The following is a 16,091-nucleotide window of genomic DNA, read 5'->3' as shown; positions in this document are numbered from 1 at the left end:
CACAATGGCATTTCATTGGTTTTATCAAACAGAGATTTGATGCTACTCTCCCCCCCATCTCTTTTTTTTCAGCTTGACTTGCAACATTTCTATCGGTCTTTTAGTCTTATATGAAACAATTGTTTTACAATTAGGTAAAATTAAATAGCCGAAGCCTTGTAGCCTTCGGCTAATTCTGCCATAATTGTTTTACAAAAGGGTAAAAAAATGAATAGTAAACTCGGAGAATTTGAAGAAATCGTCCTCATGCTCGTCGCCGCACAGCACGAAGAAGCTTATGGACTTTCTGTGACTAAAGCGATTGAAAAAGAGCTAGAACGTTCTGTAACCATGAGTAGTGTTCACACTGCGCTGTATCGGTTGGAAGAAAAAGGGTTCGTTTCGTCAAAAATTGGCGATGCAGAAGGCAATCGACGCGGACGTAGAAAACGCGTATTTATCATAACGGCACAAGGTAAATCTGCTTTGAAAGAAACCCGCGAAGCTAGAAATCACATCTGGAACATGATCCCAAAATTTGTCTTAGACATTGGTTAGTGAATCAAGACAAAAACTATATCGACCCACCAAAATCCGCAGAAAGATTTTTCGAATGGTATTGTCAGCCTGCCCTATATGACTCCATTCTCGGAGATCTATATGAGCGCTTCGACGATAATGTGGAACAGTTCGGTGCGCGAAAAGCAAAAAGGAAATTTTGGTTCGATGTTATCCGATTTATCAATAGACACACGCTAAAGAAATCAGGTCAATCTAAATATTTTAACAACATGTCAATACTCAATAATTACTTCAAGGTAGGTTTTAGAAACCTTATCAAAAACCGGTCTTTCACGGCCATTAACGTCTTAGGACTTTCCGTTTCCATGGCTGTTTGCTTAGTCATTATACTCATGATCAACGATCAGCTTAGCTATGACAACTGGCAAGTCAATAGCGACAAAACCTATAGATTTACGCATAACGATCGAAACGATCTGAATATCCCCATTGCCACTGTACCGATGCCTTTAGGTGAGGAAATGCATGACAAGTTTGCGGGCTTCGAACACATGGTCACTTTCAGACGGGGCTTTTTCGGCGACATTATTCAAAATGGTAAAGCCATTGCGCTACAAGGTTACTTCACAGAACCATCATTTTTCGAACTCTTCAGCTTTGAGTTGGAAAGAGGAAATCCTAAAACCGCATTGAGCGAACCCAATTCCATTGTTCTGAAAAAAGATATTGCAGAAAAACTCTTTAAAGATCAAGACCCCATGGGCCAGAGCATTGAGGTGGGTAAATACGGAGTATATCAAGTCACTGGCGTACTGAAAGAGTTCCCAGGTAAGACCCATATTAAGTTTGAATCGCTCGTTTCCATGTCGAGTCTAGCGAATCTTGAAAAGCGAAAGGTATTAGGTTCTTCATTAGGAAATTGGAACAACGCAAGTGAGTCATGGATTTATTTTAAGTTGAGAGATGGCTATTCTATCGAAGGGCTCCAAGCCTATTTAACTGAAGCCGAAAAAGAACACTATGAGGCGGATTCAGATGAGCGCAAAGAATTTGAAATACAAAAGATGTCTAAGATCACCCCTGGCCCACTCTATGGTAACCAAATCGGTGCAGGCATGCCTAATTTCTTTGTCATAGGTTTAGGTGTTCTGGCCATACTCATTATCATCTGCGCCACCTTCAATTACACAAATCTATCGGCTGCAAGAGCACTTACGCGTACCAAAGAAGTTGGTGTACGGAAGGTTATGGGGGCCAAAAAGACTCAACTTACCATTCAGTTCATTGTCGAATCAATCTTAGTATCTGTTCTTTCACTTTGCGTGGCGATCGGCTTATTACAGTTTTTAATCCCGGCTTTTGAAAACTTACAAATGAGCGCTCTTTTAGAATGGGAATTGAGACCAGACCCAAAAGCTTATCTTCAATTCTTTGCTTTTAGTGTTCTACTCGGACTAATCACGGGCATCTTTCCATCGCTATATCTGGCTTCCTTCAAACCGATACAAGCCATGAAAAACTCTGTTTCAAACACAAAACTTTCTAGGCTTAGCTTGAGAAAAGCGCTCATTGTGACACAGTTTGTAATCTCTATTGTGCTGATTGTTTCCTCTGTTTTGGTCTACAAGCAGATCAAATTTATGGTCGAAAAAGATTATGGCTTTACAAAAGAGAATATCCTGAATGTACATATGCAAGGGCAGGATTTTAGGAAATTTGAGACCGAACTGGAAAAGCTACCTTTTATAGAAAGCGTTACAGCCACGAATAATATTCCGGGAATGGGTACGGAATACTCTGAAGAAGCAAAACTTAAAACAGGTGAAACCTTCCCATTAAATTACTTTGACGTAGATGAAGACTATATCAGCAGTCTTGAATTAGAACTTATTGCAGGTCGAAATTTTCTAAAAAGTGCGGCATCCGTGAATCAGCAATCAGTGATTTTGAATGAAACCGCGGTCGATAAATTTGGCTTTGAAAGCTCAGTTGATGCTGTTGGAGAACAGTTCTACATTGAAAATGACTCCACTGTATATAATGTGGTGGGTGTAGTAAAAGACTACAATTACATGATGCTCGTGATGGATATTGGACCAATGATGCTTAGATATGATCCAGTTGGTTTTAGAATAGCTCAAATCAAAATAGCCGGGTTTGATAGAGTAAAGGAAATCACGGCCATAGAAGACGTTTGGGATGAATTTGACCCCAACCATGAGATCATTCTTAAAACCTTCCAAGGAGAAATTGACGAATTCAATGCGCTTTTCTACGATATTCTCTATATCGTTGGGCTAGTGGCGATCCTGAGTATCAGCATTGCGGGTATGGGCCTTTTGGGCATTTCGACTTATGCGATTCAAATCCGCATGAAAGAAGTGAGCATTCGTAAAGTACTGGGTGCAAGTGTGAGGACTTTGATTTTCCTATTATCGAAGAGTCTAAGCATTATGCTTACCATCTCATTCATTATTGGATTCTCACTGGCTTATATGGCTAATAATGTTTGGCTCAACCAGTTTGCTTATAGAACCTCGTTTGGAGTAGACGTTTTCTTTATGACAGCGCTCGCAATGACAGTCATTGGTGCAATGACCATCGGTTGGCAAGCCTGGAGGGCTACAAAAGCAAATCCAGCCACCACCCTAAGGGACGATTAAGCCTATAACCACTCTTAATTGATCACCTAACCGAATTTTCTGATGGATTCGGTTAGGTGATTTTTTTTAAGGACAACGAGAATGTTGAACGCATCATTATTTGCTTTGATCATTTCTACTAATTTATTTTCAAATGTCAGTCAACCCGTGGAAGAATAATCATAGCATTTCTCTTCTTTAGTTTTTAACTTCAATGAGTACAAGCCATCTCGCTTGAGCCCTTGAGGATTATTTAACCCATGACATATGCCCAGACCTACCTCAAAACAAGAGTTATTAGCTGCCAGTGAGGCAAACTACAAACGTTTACTAGACCTTATTGATAGCTATTCAGCAGATGAAGTAAATACGGAGTTCGCCCCTGGAACTTTAAACAGAAACATAAAGGATGTTCTAGCCCACTTGCATGAATGGCACTTGATTATGCAAGGCTGGTACAAGACTGGTATGGCAGGTGAAAAACCGGCTATGCCTGCCGAAGGCTATACCTGGAAAACCCTACCTGAATTCAATCGCGAAGTATGGAAAAAACACAAGGAGATGGCATATGACGTAGCTAAAGCGTCTTTTCAACAATCGCATCAACAAATTCAGCAAATCATATCGAGCCATACTGACAAGGAGCTATTTGAAAAAAAACGGTACAAATGGACAGGGTCAACCTCTCTTGGCGCTTATCTAATCTCGAATACTTCCAGTCACTATGATTGGGCTTTCAAACTCATCAAAAAAGGCATGAAGTGATATAAAATTCATATTTCAGAAACGCATTTACAAAATCGAGTAAAAGGACAAGCCATTCGGCGTAGAGCTAGCCTTTATTAAAGAAACAATAGAAATAGACTTTTAAAAAACCATTGTAATTAGAGTACATGAGTTAGAACCGATAAAGACAATGACTTGAGGGTAAAAAGTAAGCTATTTGAGGGACAATAATGGTTTGCTGATTGAAGTCTGTACACTATATCATCGAATTGTTGGCTTAGCTCAGTAGGTTATTTAACAACTTTTAATCAACTTTTGACATGAAACCATAACTCACAACTTTTTAACTATCACACAATGACTAAAAGAATTTTTATTACTGGCGCATCATCAGGATTAGGCAAATCTGCTGCAATACTTTTCGCTGATAAAGGCTGGCATGTTATCGCCACCATGCGTAATCCTAGCAAAGAAACTGAGTTAGACCAAATTGACAATATAAGCCTCCTACCCCTTGATGTCACAGATACTGGACAAATCAAATCAACGGCTGAAAAGGCCATCGGTCTTGGTGACATTGACGTGGTGTTTAACAATGCCGGTTATGGTTTAGCTGGGCCATTTGAAGGGGCAACAGACGATCAGCTGGTAAGACAGTTAAATACTAACTTACTCGGCGTTATGCGTGTAACACAAGCTTTCATCCCACATTTTAGGGCTAAGGAAAGTGGTCTTTTTATTACAACAACTTCAATTGGCGGACTGATCACCCTACCATTCAATTCTGTCTACCATGCCACCAAATGGGGGCTTGAAGGCTGGAGTGAGAGTTTGGCTTTCGAATTAAATCCGCATGGCATAGGCGTAAAAACCGTATCACCTGGTGGTATTGCCACAGACTTTGCTGGCCGATCTTTAGACATGACCACTCACGATGCCTACAATGATTCCATGCAGAAAGTAATGACCGTGTTTATGGACCCTGAAAGACAACAGACATACTCTACCGCAGAGCAAATTGCTGAAGTAGTCTATGAAGCCGCTACTGACGGTAAAATGAAATTAAGATACCCAGCTGGTGAAGATGCCAAAACCTGGTACGAGCAAAGAAATTCGGTTGGAGATGAAGCTTTCAGGAAAGGTATAAATGAACTTTTCTTTGGAGAATAAGTGAACGATAGGTTTTAACTCCGACTAATTCATAGATGGTATTAACAGAAAAGAAAATAGGCCTGATTGGATTGACATCTGTGCTGACCCTCATCAGCGCCTTATTAATCTTCGGTTTTATTAATGGAGAATTTAGTTTTGTCAACGATTTTATCAGTAAACTTGGCGCCAAAGGAGAACCCAATGCTTTGTGGTTTAACCTATTTGGTTTTGTGCTTGTCGGGCTTTTGCTGATTGGTTTTGGGTTAGCCTACGGCAAAATGCTCAATGATAAATTACTATCCATCCTCCTGTCGCTCTTTGGTTTAGGCTTTGCCTTAACTGCGATTCCGATTGATATGGAATTTTCTAGAACACCCGTTTCTAAAGCACATATTGTAGCCATTTGCCTTGGACTAGCCAGTTGGATGTTCGGACTTTCTAGACTTGGGTATAATCGACAGTTAAAACGCTCGGTGAGGATTAGAGCGAACATAACGGCCACTATATTAATGCTTTCCATGGCAGGTTTTGCCCTTGAGCTTTGGTCCATGCCGATCGCCCACAGATTAGTGTTTGGAATCGTCTTTGGCTGGACGGCCGTCACCTCAATAGAATTGATAGGTAAACCTAAAGCCGTAGCAAATTAAGCTTTGACCCAAGTCGAATTGTACAACAAAACGGCAGTTTATTTCATAATCACTCAGTGGACAAACTTAGTCTAGAAAGCTCATGAAAAATCTCTACCATAAACCTGATGTCGATGGAATTTTAGAGAGACTCGAAAAACTCACGCCTAATGCGGAGCGACAATGGGGGAAAATGGATGTGGCGCAGATGTTAGCCCATTTAAATGCATTTCTAGAAATACCATTGGATTTGAGCTTTCCAAAAAGAATGCTCAGTGGAAGAATAATCGGCAGGTTTTTTAAATCTAGGTATGTCAGTAAAAAGCGGTTTTCAAAGAATTCACCGACAGGCAAAAACTTTATTATGGATGGGCAAGAAGATTTCGAGAAGGAAAGAACCAAGTCCATCGCGCTAGTCCAGAAGTTTTATGAAAATGGCCCTGAAAAATGTACCAGACAACCGCATCAATTCTTCGGCAAGCTTTCGCCTGATGAATGGGCAATTGTGCAATGGAAACACTTCGACCATCACCTTAGGCAATTTGATGTTTAATACCTCTCTATTTAAGATATTTAAGCAATAATTTTGACGGCTATGGAACGTTGATAGCTTTGCGGGAAAGAACCTCTTTACTGAGCTGTCAACATGATACAATTTGATAAATACACCATTAGACCTTTAGCCATAAGCGACCTAAATCAATACTTTGATTTAGTAGAGAGAAACCGAAAAAGGCTAGAAGATTTTTTCACTGGAACGGTCTCCAAAACCAAGGACTTAGCCGCTACCGAACAATTCCTAAAGGAGATTGACGAAAAAAGAACAAAGAGAGAGTACTTTCCGTATTTGGTTGTCGATAATTCCACGAATGAGTTTATCGCTTTTATTGACCTCAAAAATGTGGATTGGTCCATTCCGAAAACAGAAATTGGTTGCTATACCGACGTAAACTTTGCTGGTAAAGGGGTTACAACAAAAGCCATGAATTTGTTTGTCGACTATTGCTTCGAGACGTTTGACTTCAAGAAAATATACCTAAGAACGCACCACTCCAATAAAGCCGCTCAAATTGTGGCTGAACGATGTAGCTTTGAACTCGAAGGCACCATTAGAATGGACTACATAACCACAGCTGGTGAAATTGTAGACCTGATGTATTACGGTCGTTTGAAGAAGAGTAAAATATAGAACCTACTCTCCTTCCGTATATCACACCCTCTTGTAACTATCCTCATAATTTGATTTCTTATAGAAAGATTATCACCCAACCTTTCTTCATTAATCAAAATCAATGGATTCACCAGTACTCAAAAGGATAACTCACAGAATTGAAACGGAAGAAGAAATCCGCCATTCTGAAGAGTTAAGAGATAGTTTTAGTAGAGTTTTATACTTGAAGCTCTTAGAGGGTGATTTAGAGAAAGAGGTGTTCACTGTATATGACGACAAAGGAAAAATTAAGGTAGAGACTATTAAGGAGAATGGAATCGAATCCAGTAAAACCGAGTATGAATACGACAATGAAGAACGAATCGTATCACAAAGGTTAGTTATTGCAAACGAGCTTTATGAAGAGATTCAGACTACATATCAGGATAAAGGGCTTGTACAAATAACAATACAAAATGGTGAAGAGGTAGAAAAACTTTTACAAACCAAAAATGGAAAAGACTTTACTAACTTATTTTACTTTCAAAATGAATTAATTGAACGTCAGGAATATATATTCAATTTATTTGACAACACATCTATACAAAAAGACTGGGATGAAAAAGGGCACTTGATATACCGTACAGAGACAAAGTATGATGAGAAAGGGGATATCTTGACCGAAAAAATTTTTAATGATAAGAATAACCTTATGAAGGAAGTCAAATTTGAGTTAAACAATGATCTTCTTGTAAAAGAAGTTCACCGAGACTTTATTAATAGAGATATGGCTCTCATTTACAGTCATAAATATGACTCGCATCGAAACTTAGTCCATTCCGAATGTCGAGACCCGGAGGGAAATTTACTCGAATTTCACAACAAAGAGTATGATAGTTATAATAGAGTCGTGGAGGAAAAAGGGTTTTCAACTGGTAGCTTTAATGCTATCTATGGGACTCAGGTAAATGGAAAAGACTTTCACTTTATTCATAGATATGAAAAGATCACATGACTTATCATAAAAATAGAACATTGCACAGCTCTTCAATTTCAAATTCTAACCTTTGAGCTTGTTATGGACAAACGAATTCAGGCCCTTTTTATAGTTCTCTCCTTTTCAATTGCAGTTTCGGCCAGACTAAATGTTTTAGGTTGGTTAATGTTCATTGGCTTTGGGTCCATAGTTCTTTTCGGGTTGTTACATTTCATAATTCACTTCCATTGCATGAATAACCTTGCAGAGAAAAGCCCAAAAAACATCTTGAGAATTTTAATCTCAAATCTACTCTTTACCTCCATTTTTCTTTTTCAGGTAGACTTCGACGACTCAAGAAGCTACTCTGTGATTGGAAATTTTTTGGGATTTCAAAGTGAATTCCTCGAACGATACGGATACAATGTTGTAGGTATTGCACTTCTACTTTACCTTACCAATGCTGTTTTTATGGTGCGAATTGTCAGGAAAGACAGAATTAAAGGTGCCAATTATGCACTTCTAATCCTGTCAATTTTATTCGCTTTAGTTTTACCGAATGTCTATGCTCTTACAAGTTTTAGAATTAATGAACGACAAGAAATATCTCGTCTCGAAGACAAGGGTATCTTTAACGCTTTAGAGGATGTTTTGAGAAGTGCGAAACAAACTGATAGGTTGACGATCAACCCTTACTACAAGCCTCTGACCGAATTTCCTTCAGAGCTTCTCAAACTTGATCATTTAAAAAGTTTGAACTTAAAAGGTCATGAAATTACCGCCATTCCGAATGATATTTCCCTTTTAATGAACTTAGAAAGCTTGAACCTATTGGATAATAAACTGGAAGCAATAAACCCATCGATTTGTGATTGTCAAAACTTAGTTGAATTGCGCGTTGGAGGTAAAATTCAGACAATACCAGAATGCTTAAAAAAAATGAAGACTTTGAAACATCTATCTTTTCAAAGTAGCCACGCTAACGAACTTATCGAAGAGCTAAGAGAGTTTAAAAATCTAGAGACGGCCCACTTTTACCTTTATAGAGATTGGAACGCCTATAACGCAATGACCGAAGAAGAAAAAGATGAATTCTCCAAGAATTCTACACCTTTTGATAGAGTCAAATGGAATCAATTAATAGAAGAGACAGGAATTGAACATAAATACTAAGAGGTGCTACTAACAAAATATTGTTTCTAATAGATCTCCTACCAGCCCCGGCTTGTAACTATCCCTATGATTCCTTTGCTTCATAGGATATAAACACGACACCTTTCTTAAATAAGCCGTGCTTTTCTGAAGAACAAAAGGTGCATCTAGCCGCCTACTTTGGTGGGCGAATAATAAATTTCGCTCAGCATAAAAAAATTGTTGTGTCATTAGCCAACGTTATGTACAATTAAGGGAGAGAATGGGCATATTAAATAAACTGTTTGGGAACAAAAAAGCTGAATCTTATGCCAATGATTCGAAATCAAAAGACTTCCCTCCAAAACCTAAGTGGAAACCCAATCCTCACAAGGACCTCAACATAATTTTGGAGAAAGCCAAATACTACACAAAAGAAAAATTACAAATCGCCGTGTTTGAATATGGTACAGTTGTAATTTTCCCTGAACAGGTGACCGATATAGAATCATCTGCAAAAGTGACGTTAGATAAGATCTACAAATCTCACCCAGATTTCAACCCAAGAAAGATGGATGATGACAACTATTTAATTGAGTATACTCAACCAGCATTCACAATTGTATTTAAGGAAGAAATAGACAGCAATTGGGATTATATCGACGAAAATCATCAAGATGGAATCTGTCGTGATGAGGTATTGATAAATGCCCTAGGTCAAAGAAACGTTTTCGATAAAGTTGGGAAGATATGCCTTTATGGAAGAAGTAAAATGTTTATGGATGCCCAGTTCCCGAAGGTTTTATTAAAGTTTGACAAGAAATAAAAGTACAAAGCAAAACCTAAACTGCATTAAAATGCAGTTTAGCCAGTCTATGTCCCCGAAGGCATATTGCCCAAAAACTGCCCATTAAAAACACACACCGAAAAAGCTGACATTTTATTAACTTCGGCCATCCCCTATTACTAGGATATATTTTGATTAGCCATTATATCAAAGCAAGAAAGCTACAGATCATGAAAAACAGACTTACTCCTCTATGCTTATTATTAGTTCTTTTTATCAGCACTAATACGCAAGCACAAACTGCAAAAACACTTACAGATGCTGATTATCAACGTGCAGCGGCCATGCTTTCTGGAAATACGAGTAAACTGATTGATAATGACATCAGGCCTCAATGGCTTCCAGACGGAAGACTTTGGTATCGATCATTAACGGAAAATCAGATGGAATTTAAACTGTTTGATCCAAGTAATAAAAAGCAAATCGTTGCAGGTTCAATGCAAGAGCTGCTGGAAAAAGGAGGTATTACGTCAAACCAAAGAAGACCATCGCGAAATCAGGTCTTATCGCCTGATGGTAATTATGCAGCCTTTATTCGTGATTGGAACTTGTGGATCAAAGAAGTGGCTACTGGCAAAGAGTGGGCTTTAACAACAGATGGCATAAAAGACTTTGGTTACGCGACTGACAATGCAGGATGGAAACAAAGTGATCGCCCCATACTCAGTTGGTCGCCAGACTCTAAAAAGATCGCAACATTTCAGCAAGATCAACGACATGTCAGCGACATGTATTTAGTGAAGACACAAGTAGGTGCCCCTGAGCTGAAGCAATGGAAATACCCTATACCAAGTGATGAAGACATTATTCGTATTCACCGAGTGATTATTCATGTGAGTGAAAATCCTAAAATCACCAAACTGCGCATGAGTCCCGATGCTAGGCGCGGCACATTATGTGATGACATTTCATGCGAAGGTGGATTTGATGATATCGCGTGGAGTGAGGATAGTCAACAGCTCGTTTTTGTATCTACAAGTCGCGACCACAAGCAAGAAAACATCAGAATCGCCGATACCCAAACTGGTGAGGTCAAAGATATCTTCGAGGAAGTAGTAGATACCCAATATGAATCTGGACAAGGAGGAATAAACTGGAGATACTTTTCAAAGACGAACGAAATCATCTGGTATTCTGAAAGAACCGATTGGGGGCATCTCTATTTATACGATGCGACAACAGGCGTCGTCAAAAATCGAATTACCACGGGTAACTACGTCGTGAGAAATATTGTAAAAGTTGATCAGAAAAACCGTTTGATCTATTTTGTTGGTGGCCACCACGAAGGAAAAGGTAACCCCTATTTTAGTTACCTCTACAGCGTAAAATTTAATGGCAAGGGGCTAAAAATGTTAACGCCTGAAGAAGGTCATCACTCGGTTAGCCTTTCACCGAATGGAGAGTATTTCACTGATTCCTATTCACAACCTAATGTACCGCCAGTACATAATGTCCGAAACATCAAAGGAAAACTGATCAGCACCTTAGAGAAAACAGATGTTTCTAGACTAGAAGCCACTGGGTGGAAAGCCCCTAGCCCCTTTACAGTGAAATCAGCCAATGGCCAATGGGATTTACATGGCCTAATGTACACGCCGAGTGGAATGACACCTGGAGCAAAATTACCAGTCATTGTGTACATCTACCCCGGACCACAAGGTGGTAGTGTTGGCTCATGGAGCTTTAGAGCATCGCGAGGAGATAATCAAGCACTGGCAGAACTTGGATTTGTTGTCGTTCAACTTGAGGGCAGTTGCAACCCGAATCGATCTAAATCATTTCACGATGCCTGCTATGGTAATATGGGAGAAAACACATTGCCGGATCAGATTTCTGGGTTAAAGCAATTGCAAGCGCAATACAAATTACTCGATTTGGATAACATCGGGATTTGGGGCCACTCTGGTGGTGGGTTTGCGACAGCCGCAGCCATGTTCAAATACCCTGATGTATTCAAAGTAGGCATTTCGGAATCGGGCAACCACGACAATAGAAATTACGAAGACGACTGGGGAGAAAGATATATTGGTTTAGAAACTGAAGATGCTAACGGTGTATCGAATTATGAAAAACAGGCGAATCAGGTGTTTGCCAAAGACTTAAAAGGCAAGCTATTGATCATACATGGTGGAATGGACGATAACGTGCCTCCATATAACTCTTATTTGGTAGCGGATGCATTGATTAAGGCCAACAAAGATTTTGATTTCTTGCTGCTGCCCAATGCGAGACATGGTTACGGTGCGGATAGTTACTACATCATGAGAAGGCGATGGGATTATTTTGTGAAGCACTTAATGCTGGCCAAGCCACCGAAAGAGTTTCAGATCAAATTTTCTCCTGATCCACGTACGAGATAAGTTAAAATTATACCGAGCGACCCCAAAGGACTTAGCTATAGTCTCCTTCGGGACAGTGCGCATAACCAAACCATTGTAACCAATATTGCTAACCAAAACGCGAAATGAAATTAAACGAAAAGACTACTGAAAAACTTGAAGGAGAATTAAGAGGATTAAAAATTGTAAATGGAGCAATAATTGGAGTTTTAAGTGTGCTCTTCATTATTTGTATTTATGGACTATCACAAAAAGATGACAATGGAATTTTCAGCGCTTTAATTGTTGTACCGATAGCTTTGAGTGCCATAATTCCTATGAATTTTGGAAATATGAAAAAAATAAAAGCTGAATTGGAATCAAGAAAATGAGTAACGAATTCTTCACAATACCTAGACTGAATTGAAAAGGAGTTTAGCCAAACCGTTGTGCTTTATGCAGAAAAAATGAAAACGCCGTATTTCGACATAGAATGGATAATTGACTTGATTAAGGAACAAGAACCTGACAGGACTGATTTAATTGAACAATTGAAAAAGTCAGATACTAAAAAATGGATAAGACAACCCTACATTTACTTTGTATCTGCGGAAGGAACGAATCAATCAGGCTTGGAATGGCAGTTTAAAGAAAATATAGTCTTGGAACATGAAACCGAAGGAACGATAGTTCTTGACATATTGAAAGATGGTCAAATAGGCGGAATTGAGTTTGTGAGTCAAATAAGGTATTAAACATGGACAAGGAGTATTCGATATATCTCGACTCAAATAGAATAGGAACTACTCTATTTGAAAAAGCGGATGCTCCTATGGGAGTTGTATTTGGAGAGTTGAAATTTGAAAAAGAAGAATGGAACTACGACATCATCAAATCCTATTGTAAAAACAACAACATTGAACTTGCGGATGATTATCCAGAAGACAAATCAATATCAACTAGAACAATTGACTCCCTAGTAATTAGGAATGAACAAGGGTTTGAAATCAAGGGAGTCGGAAATCAGATAAGCGGAATGGATAGTGAAGGATTTGAAATTTCAATTGAAGGGATTGCTTACCCCTTTTATGAAGAAGAATTTCCACACCACGTGAAAGCCTACAACGAGAGGTTTAAAGGATAAAAAACGAAAGCAAAGCAAGGTATTAGCGCATACCCTTCTGGACACAGCGCAAATCAAAACCATTCCCCACTCACTGACTTGTAATTATCCTTATATTTTCTTTTCTTCATAGAAGATAAACACACAGCCATTCTATTTACAAGCTGTGAATTTCAGGAAGAATAAAAAGTGTCAATAGTCATCCTCATTGGTTAGCTATCGTGCATAAAAATGCGCTTTGTACAACGTTGTAGCTTATTAAAACGAATATATGTTAAGAGTAGAACTAGAATCCGACAGATTAAGATTTAATCAGCAAGGCTCTTTAATTGCCCATTCTGACAGTGAAATAGAGATTTCAATTCTTTGTTTTACCCAACCTCCAAGGCCGCCCAAATTAAGCCCTTGTTCTGAGTGTGGGGATTTTCAAATTGAATCGGGCCAAAGGTTCTTTTTCACCCCAAATCCTATCCTGTTTCGAGAAAATGAAGGATATCTCGAATTAACAATAAGAAATACAGAAGGAGAAGTTTGGAGACACAGAATAAATATTGAACCACCATTAATAGCCTAAATGATGAAAGATCTTGATAAAATCAGCCCAGGGCTTAAAAAGGAACTTGAATTTTCGAATAAACAATTCAACGAATGGCTGTCTAATCTAGACACAGAAGTAGCCGATTTGGACGAAGACGTGAAATCAAGAAAAAGAACAGCTTTGATTCTAAAGATTATTGTTGGAGTCAGCGGACTTGTAATTGCTTCTGGGTTTCTAAAAGAACTTGATATTGTAGTTCAAATAATTGGATTTGTGGTCTTGTTGATAAAGTTGATTGAAGAGATTTTTGCTAACCTAGATAAGCTACTGAGTATCGTAGCTGCAAAAAATGCTTTTAGCCGAGTCAGAAGAGAAGTGGTGAAAATTCACACCACGAAACTTGGACCAATACTCGGGCTAAAGGAAAGTGATCAAGAAGCCGCGGTAAGGAAAATAATTGACTTACAAGCCGACCTTATTAAGATACTAATAGAAATAGATAATGAAATCAAAACAAGTCTTGAGAATAAGAACTATGAATTATTAGGAAGGCTTTCACTTGAAGAAAAAGATTAAACGCGTTACAACTATCCTATAATCAACAGCGCCTGCGGGACGCTATTGCTCATAGCTAAACTGTTACCACTAATTAGAAAAATTAAATACACATGGCACGATTCGAAAGAAAATTTGTTAAACAGATTTACAAAAACTCAGGGGGATTTCTACCCTCTTGGCCTTTAGGCAAACAAGTGAAATTAGGAGATGTCATCGACTTGAAATATAGAAGAATGATATATCTAGGTACTTTAACAGACCCTGCAATTGATATTTCAATTACAGTCGACACTGATAGTACCGTTGACAATACAAAATGGCAGTCAAGTAAAAGCGTAAATGTAGTAGCTAAAGCCAAAGGTGAGATTCCTGCAGATGGGAGTAATCTTCCAATTAATAAAGCTGGTATAACAATTAATTTCTCTAAACAAGGAGGTTTTTTATTCCAACCGGGAGGTATGCGAATTGATAGAATAAAAAACTTAGTAACAGTACGTAAAGAAGCAAAAGAACGACTATTTAGGGAATTATTTAATCTAAGAAAAGTATATATAATTACAGAAGTTGGTATAGTAGATTCTTATGCCTTGACAATTTCCCAATCAAAAAATAGTAAGCTTGAAGTTGCCGCAGAAGGTAAACCAACTATTTCTACTAAAGATTTAGCAGATGTATCGCTGAATTTAGAAATAAAAACAGAAAGTGCTCTTGATTTTAACGTCATAGGTTCAGAAGGAGGAGAAATATTTTTCAAAGTCGAAAAGCTAGTGTTAAAACAGAATCAAAAAGAAGAACTAATTCAAAGAAAACCGCAATTGAAAGATATTCCTGAGGATTACCTTCCATCCTTTTTAGAGCCTGAAATTGTTGCCGATAAGGGAATTGATAATTTATGTGATTTTATTCCCTCATCATTGGATGATTTAGAAGAGTTTATTGGCGATGAAGATGATATTTAATCTGTATTTATATTATGAGCGATTTAAAAAATAGAGTTGAGCCATTAATTGGTGGTGTACAAATTCAAAGCAAAAGAAAAAATGGAATAGGCACTCTAGGGTGTATTGTTTTTGATAAACAAACTAAAAAACCATTGGGGCTTACAAACAGACATATACTTAAGAAGAGGCGAGGTTTTAGTGTTATTCAACCTGCTATTAAACCCAGGACAAATCAATATATTATTGGAAATATATTACGAAAAGGAGGTAAAGGTAGAGCTAATGATTTTGCAGTTTTCGAAATTAACACCAATAACAGAGATTACGATAAACAAAACAGTATCTATGGACTTGAGGGCAAACTAACTGAATTTGTAGAACCTACCAAAGGTATGAAAGTTCAAAAAGTAGGTCAGAGGACGGGACATACTTTCGGAATAATTGATAGAGTACACGGAAATACAATAACTATAGTTCCTAACCCTGATAAAACAACGGATGGAGAAATCTCAGAAGGAGGTGATTCAGGTGCATTATGGATAACAGATGAGAACAATTTTAAGGCAGTCGCCTTACATAGAGCTGGGGAACCTAGTAACTCGAATTCTAAAGATACAGCTTATGCTATTCCCATTAAAAGGGTTCTAAATTGTTTAAATGTAACTCTGAAATAACTGATTGTGATACTGGATTTGAGTAATAATCGGTTAGGCAAAAAAAGGGAAATATACATTAAAAAGGCCAATGCAAAACTCTAAAGCTTAGTTAGTAAATATCCGCTACTACTCATACACGAAATCATTCCCCAACCCACGAACTTGTAACTATCCAAATAATTTCTTTCCTTCATACAAGATAAATA

General features: G+C 38.2%; 17 protein-coding genes. All 17 read left to right on the top strand.

Translation table 11 applies throughout. From position 1 onward, the window contains the following. The first annotated feature begins 207 nt into the window (after nucleotides 1-207). Nucleotides 208-537 carry a PadR family transcriptional regulator gene (locus BFP71_RS12255; RefSeq protein WP_069835753.1) on the top strand — a complete coding sequence of 110 codons (330 nt, stop codon included), beginning with the start codon at nucleotides 208-210 and terminating at the stop codon, nucleotides 535-537. Beyond that, a complete protein-coding gene (locus tag BFP71_RS12250) occupies nucleotides 537-3,164 on the top strand; it encodes an ABC transporter permease (protein WP_069835752.1) in 2,628 nt (875 codons plus the stop codon). Before BFP71_RS12255 ends, BFP71_RS12250 begins: the two co-directional genes overlap by 1 nt. Before the next feature lie 246 nt (nucleotides 3,165-3,410). Then, the gene (locus BFP71_RS12245) at nucleotides 3,411-3,908 is read left to right on the top strand and encodes a ClbS/DfsB family four-helix bundle protein (RefSeq protein ID WP_069835751.1); all 498 of its coding nucleotides are present in this window, start codon (nucleotides 3,411-3,413) and stop codon (nucleotides 3,906-3,908) included. A gap of 318 nt (nucleotides 3,909-4,226) precedes the next feature. After that, entirely contained in the window at nucleotides 4,227-5,039 is an 813-nt protein-coding gene (locus BFP71_RS12240) for an SDR family oxidoreductase (protein ID WP_069835750.1), read from the top strand. A gap of 35 nt (nucleotides 5,040-5,074) precedes the next feature. Next, nucleotides 5,075-5,668 carry a DUF998 domain-containing protein gene (locus BFP71_RS12235; protein WP_069835749.1) on the top strand — a complete coding sequence of 198 codons (594 nt, stop codon included), beginning with the start codon at nucleotides 5,075-5,077 and terminating at the stop codon, nucleotides 5,666-5,668. 82 nt (nucleotides 5,669-5,750) lie between these two features. Further along, nucleotides 5,751-6,200 carry a DUF1569 domain-containing protein gene (locus tag BFP71_RS12230; RefSeq protein ID WP_069835748.1) on the top strand — a complete coding sequence of 150 codons (450 nt, stop codon included), beginning with the start codon at nucleotides 5,751-5,753 and terminating at the stop codon, nucleotides 6,198-6,200. A 93-nt stretch (nucleotides 6,201-6,293) separates the two neighbouring features. Then, nucleotides 6,294-6,836, top strand: coding sequence for a GNAT family N-acetyltransferase (locus BFP71_RS12225; RefSeq protein ID WP_088125014.1), 543 nt, complete (start codon nucleotides 6,294-6,296; stop codon nucleotides 6,834-6,836). Nucleotides 6,837-6,939: 103 nt separating this feature from the next. Then, nucleotides 6,940-7,812, top strand: coding sequence for a hypothetical protein (locus BFP71_RS12220; RefSeq protein WP_069835747.1), 873 nt, complete (start codon nucleotides 6,940-6,942; stop codon nucleotides 7,810-7,812). Nucleotides 7,813-8,025: 213 nt separating this feature from the next. Next, nucleotides 8,026-8,946: a leucine-rich repeat domain-containing protein gene (locus tag BFP71_RS12215; RefSeq protein ID WP_069835746.1), complete on the top strand. Its 921-nt coding sequence runs from the start codon at nucleotides 8,026-8,028 to the stop codon at nucleotides 8,944-8,946. 241 nt (nucleotides 8,947-9,187) lie between these two features. Beyond that, the gene (locus BFP71_RS12210) at nucleotides 9,188-9,730 is read left to right on the top strand and encodes a hypothetical protein (protein WP_069835745.1); all 543 of its coding nucleotides are present in this window, start codon (nucleotides 9,188-9,190) and stop codon (nucleotides 9,728-9,730) included. 191 nt (nucleotides 9,731-9,921) lie between these two features. Further along, nucleotides 9,922-12,111 carry a S9 family peptidase gene (locus BFP71_RS12205; protein WP_069835744.1) on the top strand — a complete coding sequence of 730 codons (2,190 nt, stop codon included), beginning with the start codon at nucleotides 9,922-9,924 and terminating at the stop codon, nucleotides 12,109-12,111. Nucleotides 12,112-12,215: 104 nt separating this feature from the next. After that, nucleotides 12,216-12,461 (top strand): hypothetical protein, encoded by a 246-nt coding sequence (locus tag BFP71_RS12200; RefSeq protein ID WP_069835743.1) that lies wholly within the window; start codon nucleotides 12,216-12,218, stop codon nucleotides 12,459-12,461. Between the two features lie 75 nt (nucleotides 12,462-12,536). Beyond that, entirely contained in the window at nucleotides 12,537-12,824 is a 288-nt protein-coding gene (locus BFP71_RS12195) for a hypothetical protein (RefSeq protein WP_069835742.1), read from the top strand. 2 nt (nucleotides 12,825-12,826) lie between these two features. Beyond that, nucleotides 12,827-13,213 (top strand): hypothetical protein, encoded by a 387-nt coding sequence (locus BFP71_RS12190; protein WP_069835741.1) that lies wholly within the window; start codon nucleotides 12,827-12,829, stop codon nucleotides 13,211-13,213. Nucleotides 13,214-13,766: 553 nt separating this feature from the next. Then, nucleotides 13,767-14,306, top strand: a complete 540-nt coding sequence (locus BFP71_RS12180) for a hypothetical protein (RefSeq protein ID WP_069835739.1) — start codon at nucleotides 13,767-13,769, stop codon at nucleotides 14,304-14,306. Between the two features lie 92 nt (nucleotides 14,307-14,398). Continuing rightward, complete coding sequence (locus BFP71_RS12175) at nucleotides 14,399-15,247, top strand: hypothetical protein (protein ID WP_069835738.1); 849 nt, start codon at nucleotides 14,399-14,401, stop codon at nucleotides 15,245-15,247. 14 nt (nucleotides 15,248-15,261) lie between these two features. Next, nucleotides 15,262-15,903 (top strand): chymotrypsin family serine protease, encoded by a 642-nt coding sequence (locus tag BFP71_RS12170; protein WP_069835737.1) that lies wholly within the window; start codon nucleotides 15,262-15,264, stop codon nucleotides 15,901-15,903. Nucleotides 15,904-16,091 lie beyond the last annotated feature (188 nt).

Origin of the sequence: Roseivirga misakiensis (assembly GCF_001747105.1) — a bacterium.
Taxonomy (GTDB): Bacteria; Bacteroidota; Bacteroidia; order Cytophagales; family Cyclobacteriaceae; genus Roseivirga; species Roseivirga misakiensis.
Note: the sequence above shows the minus strand (reverse complement) of the source record. Positions and strands in the feature narration are given on the sequence as shown.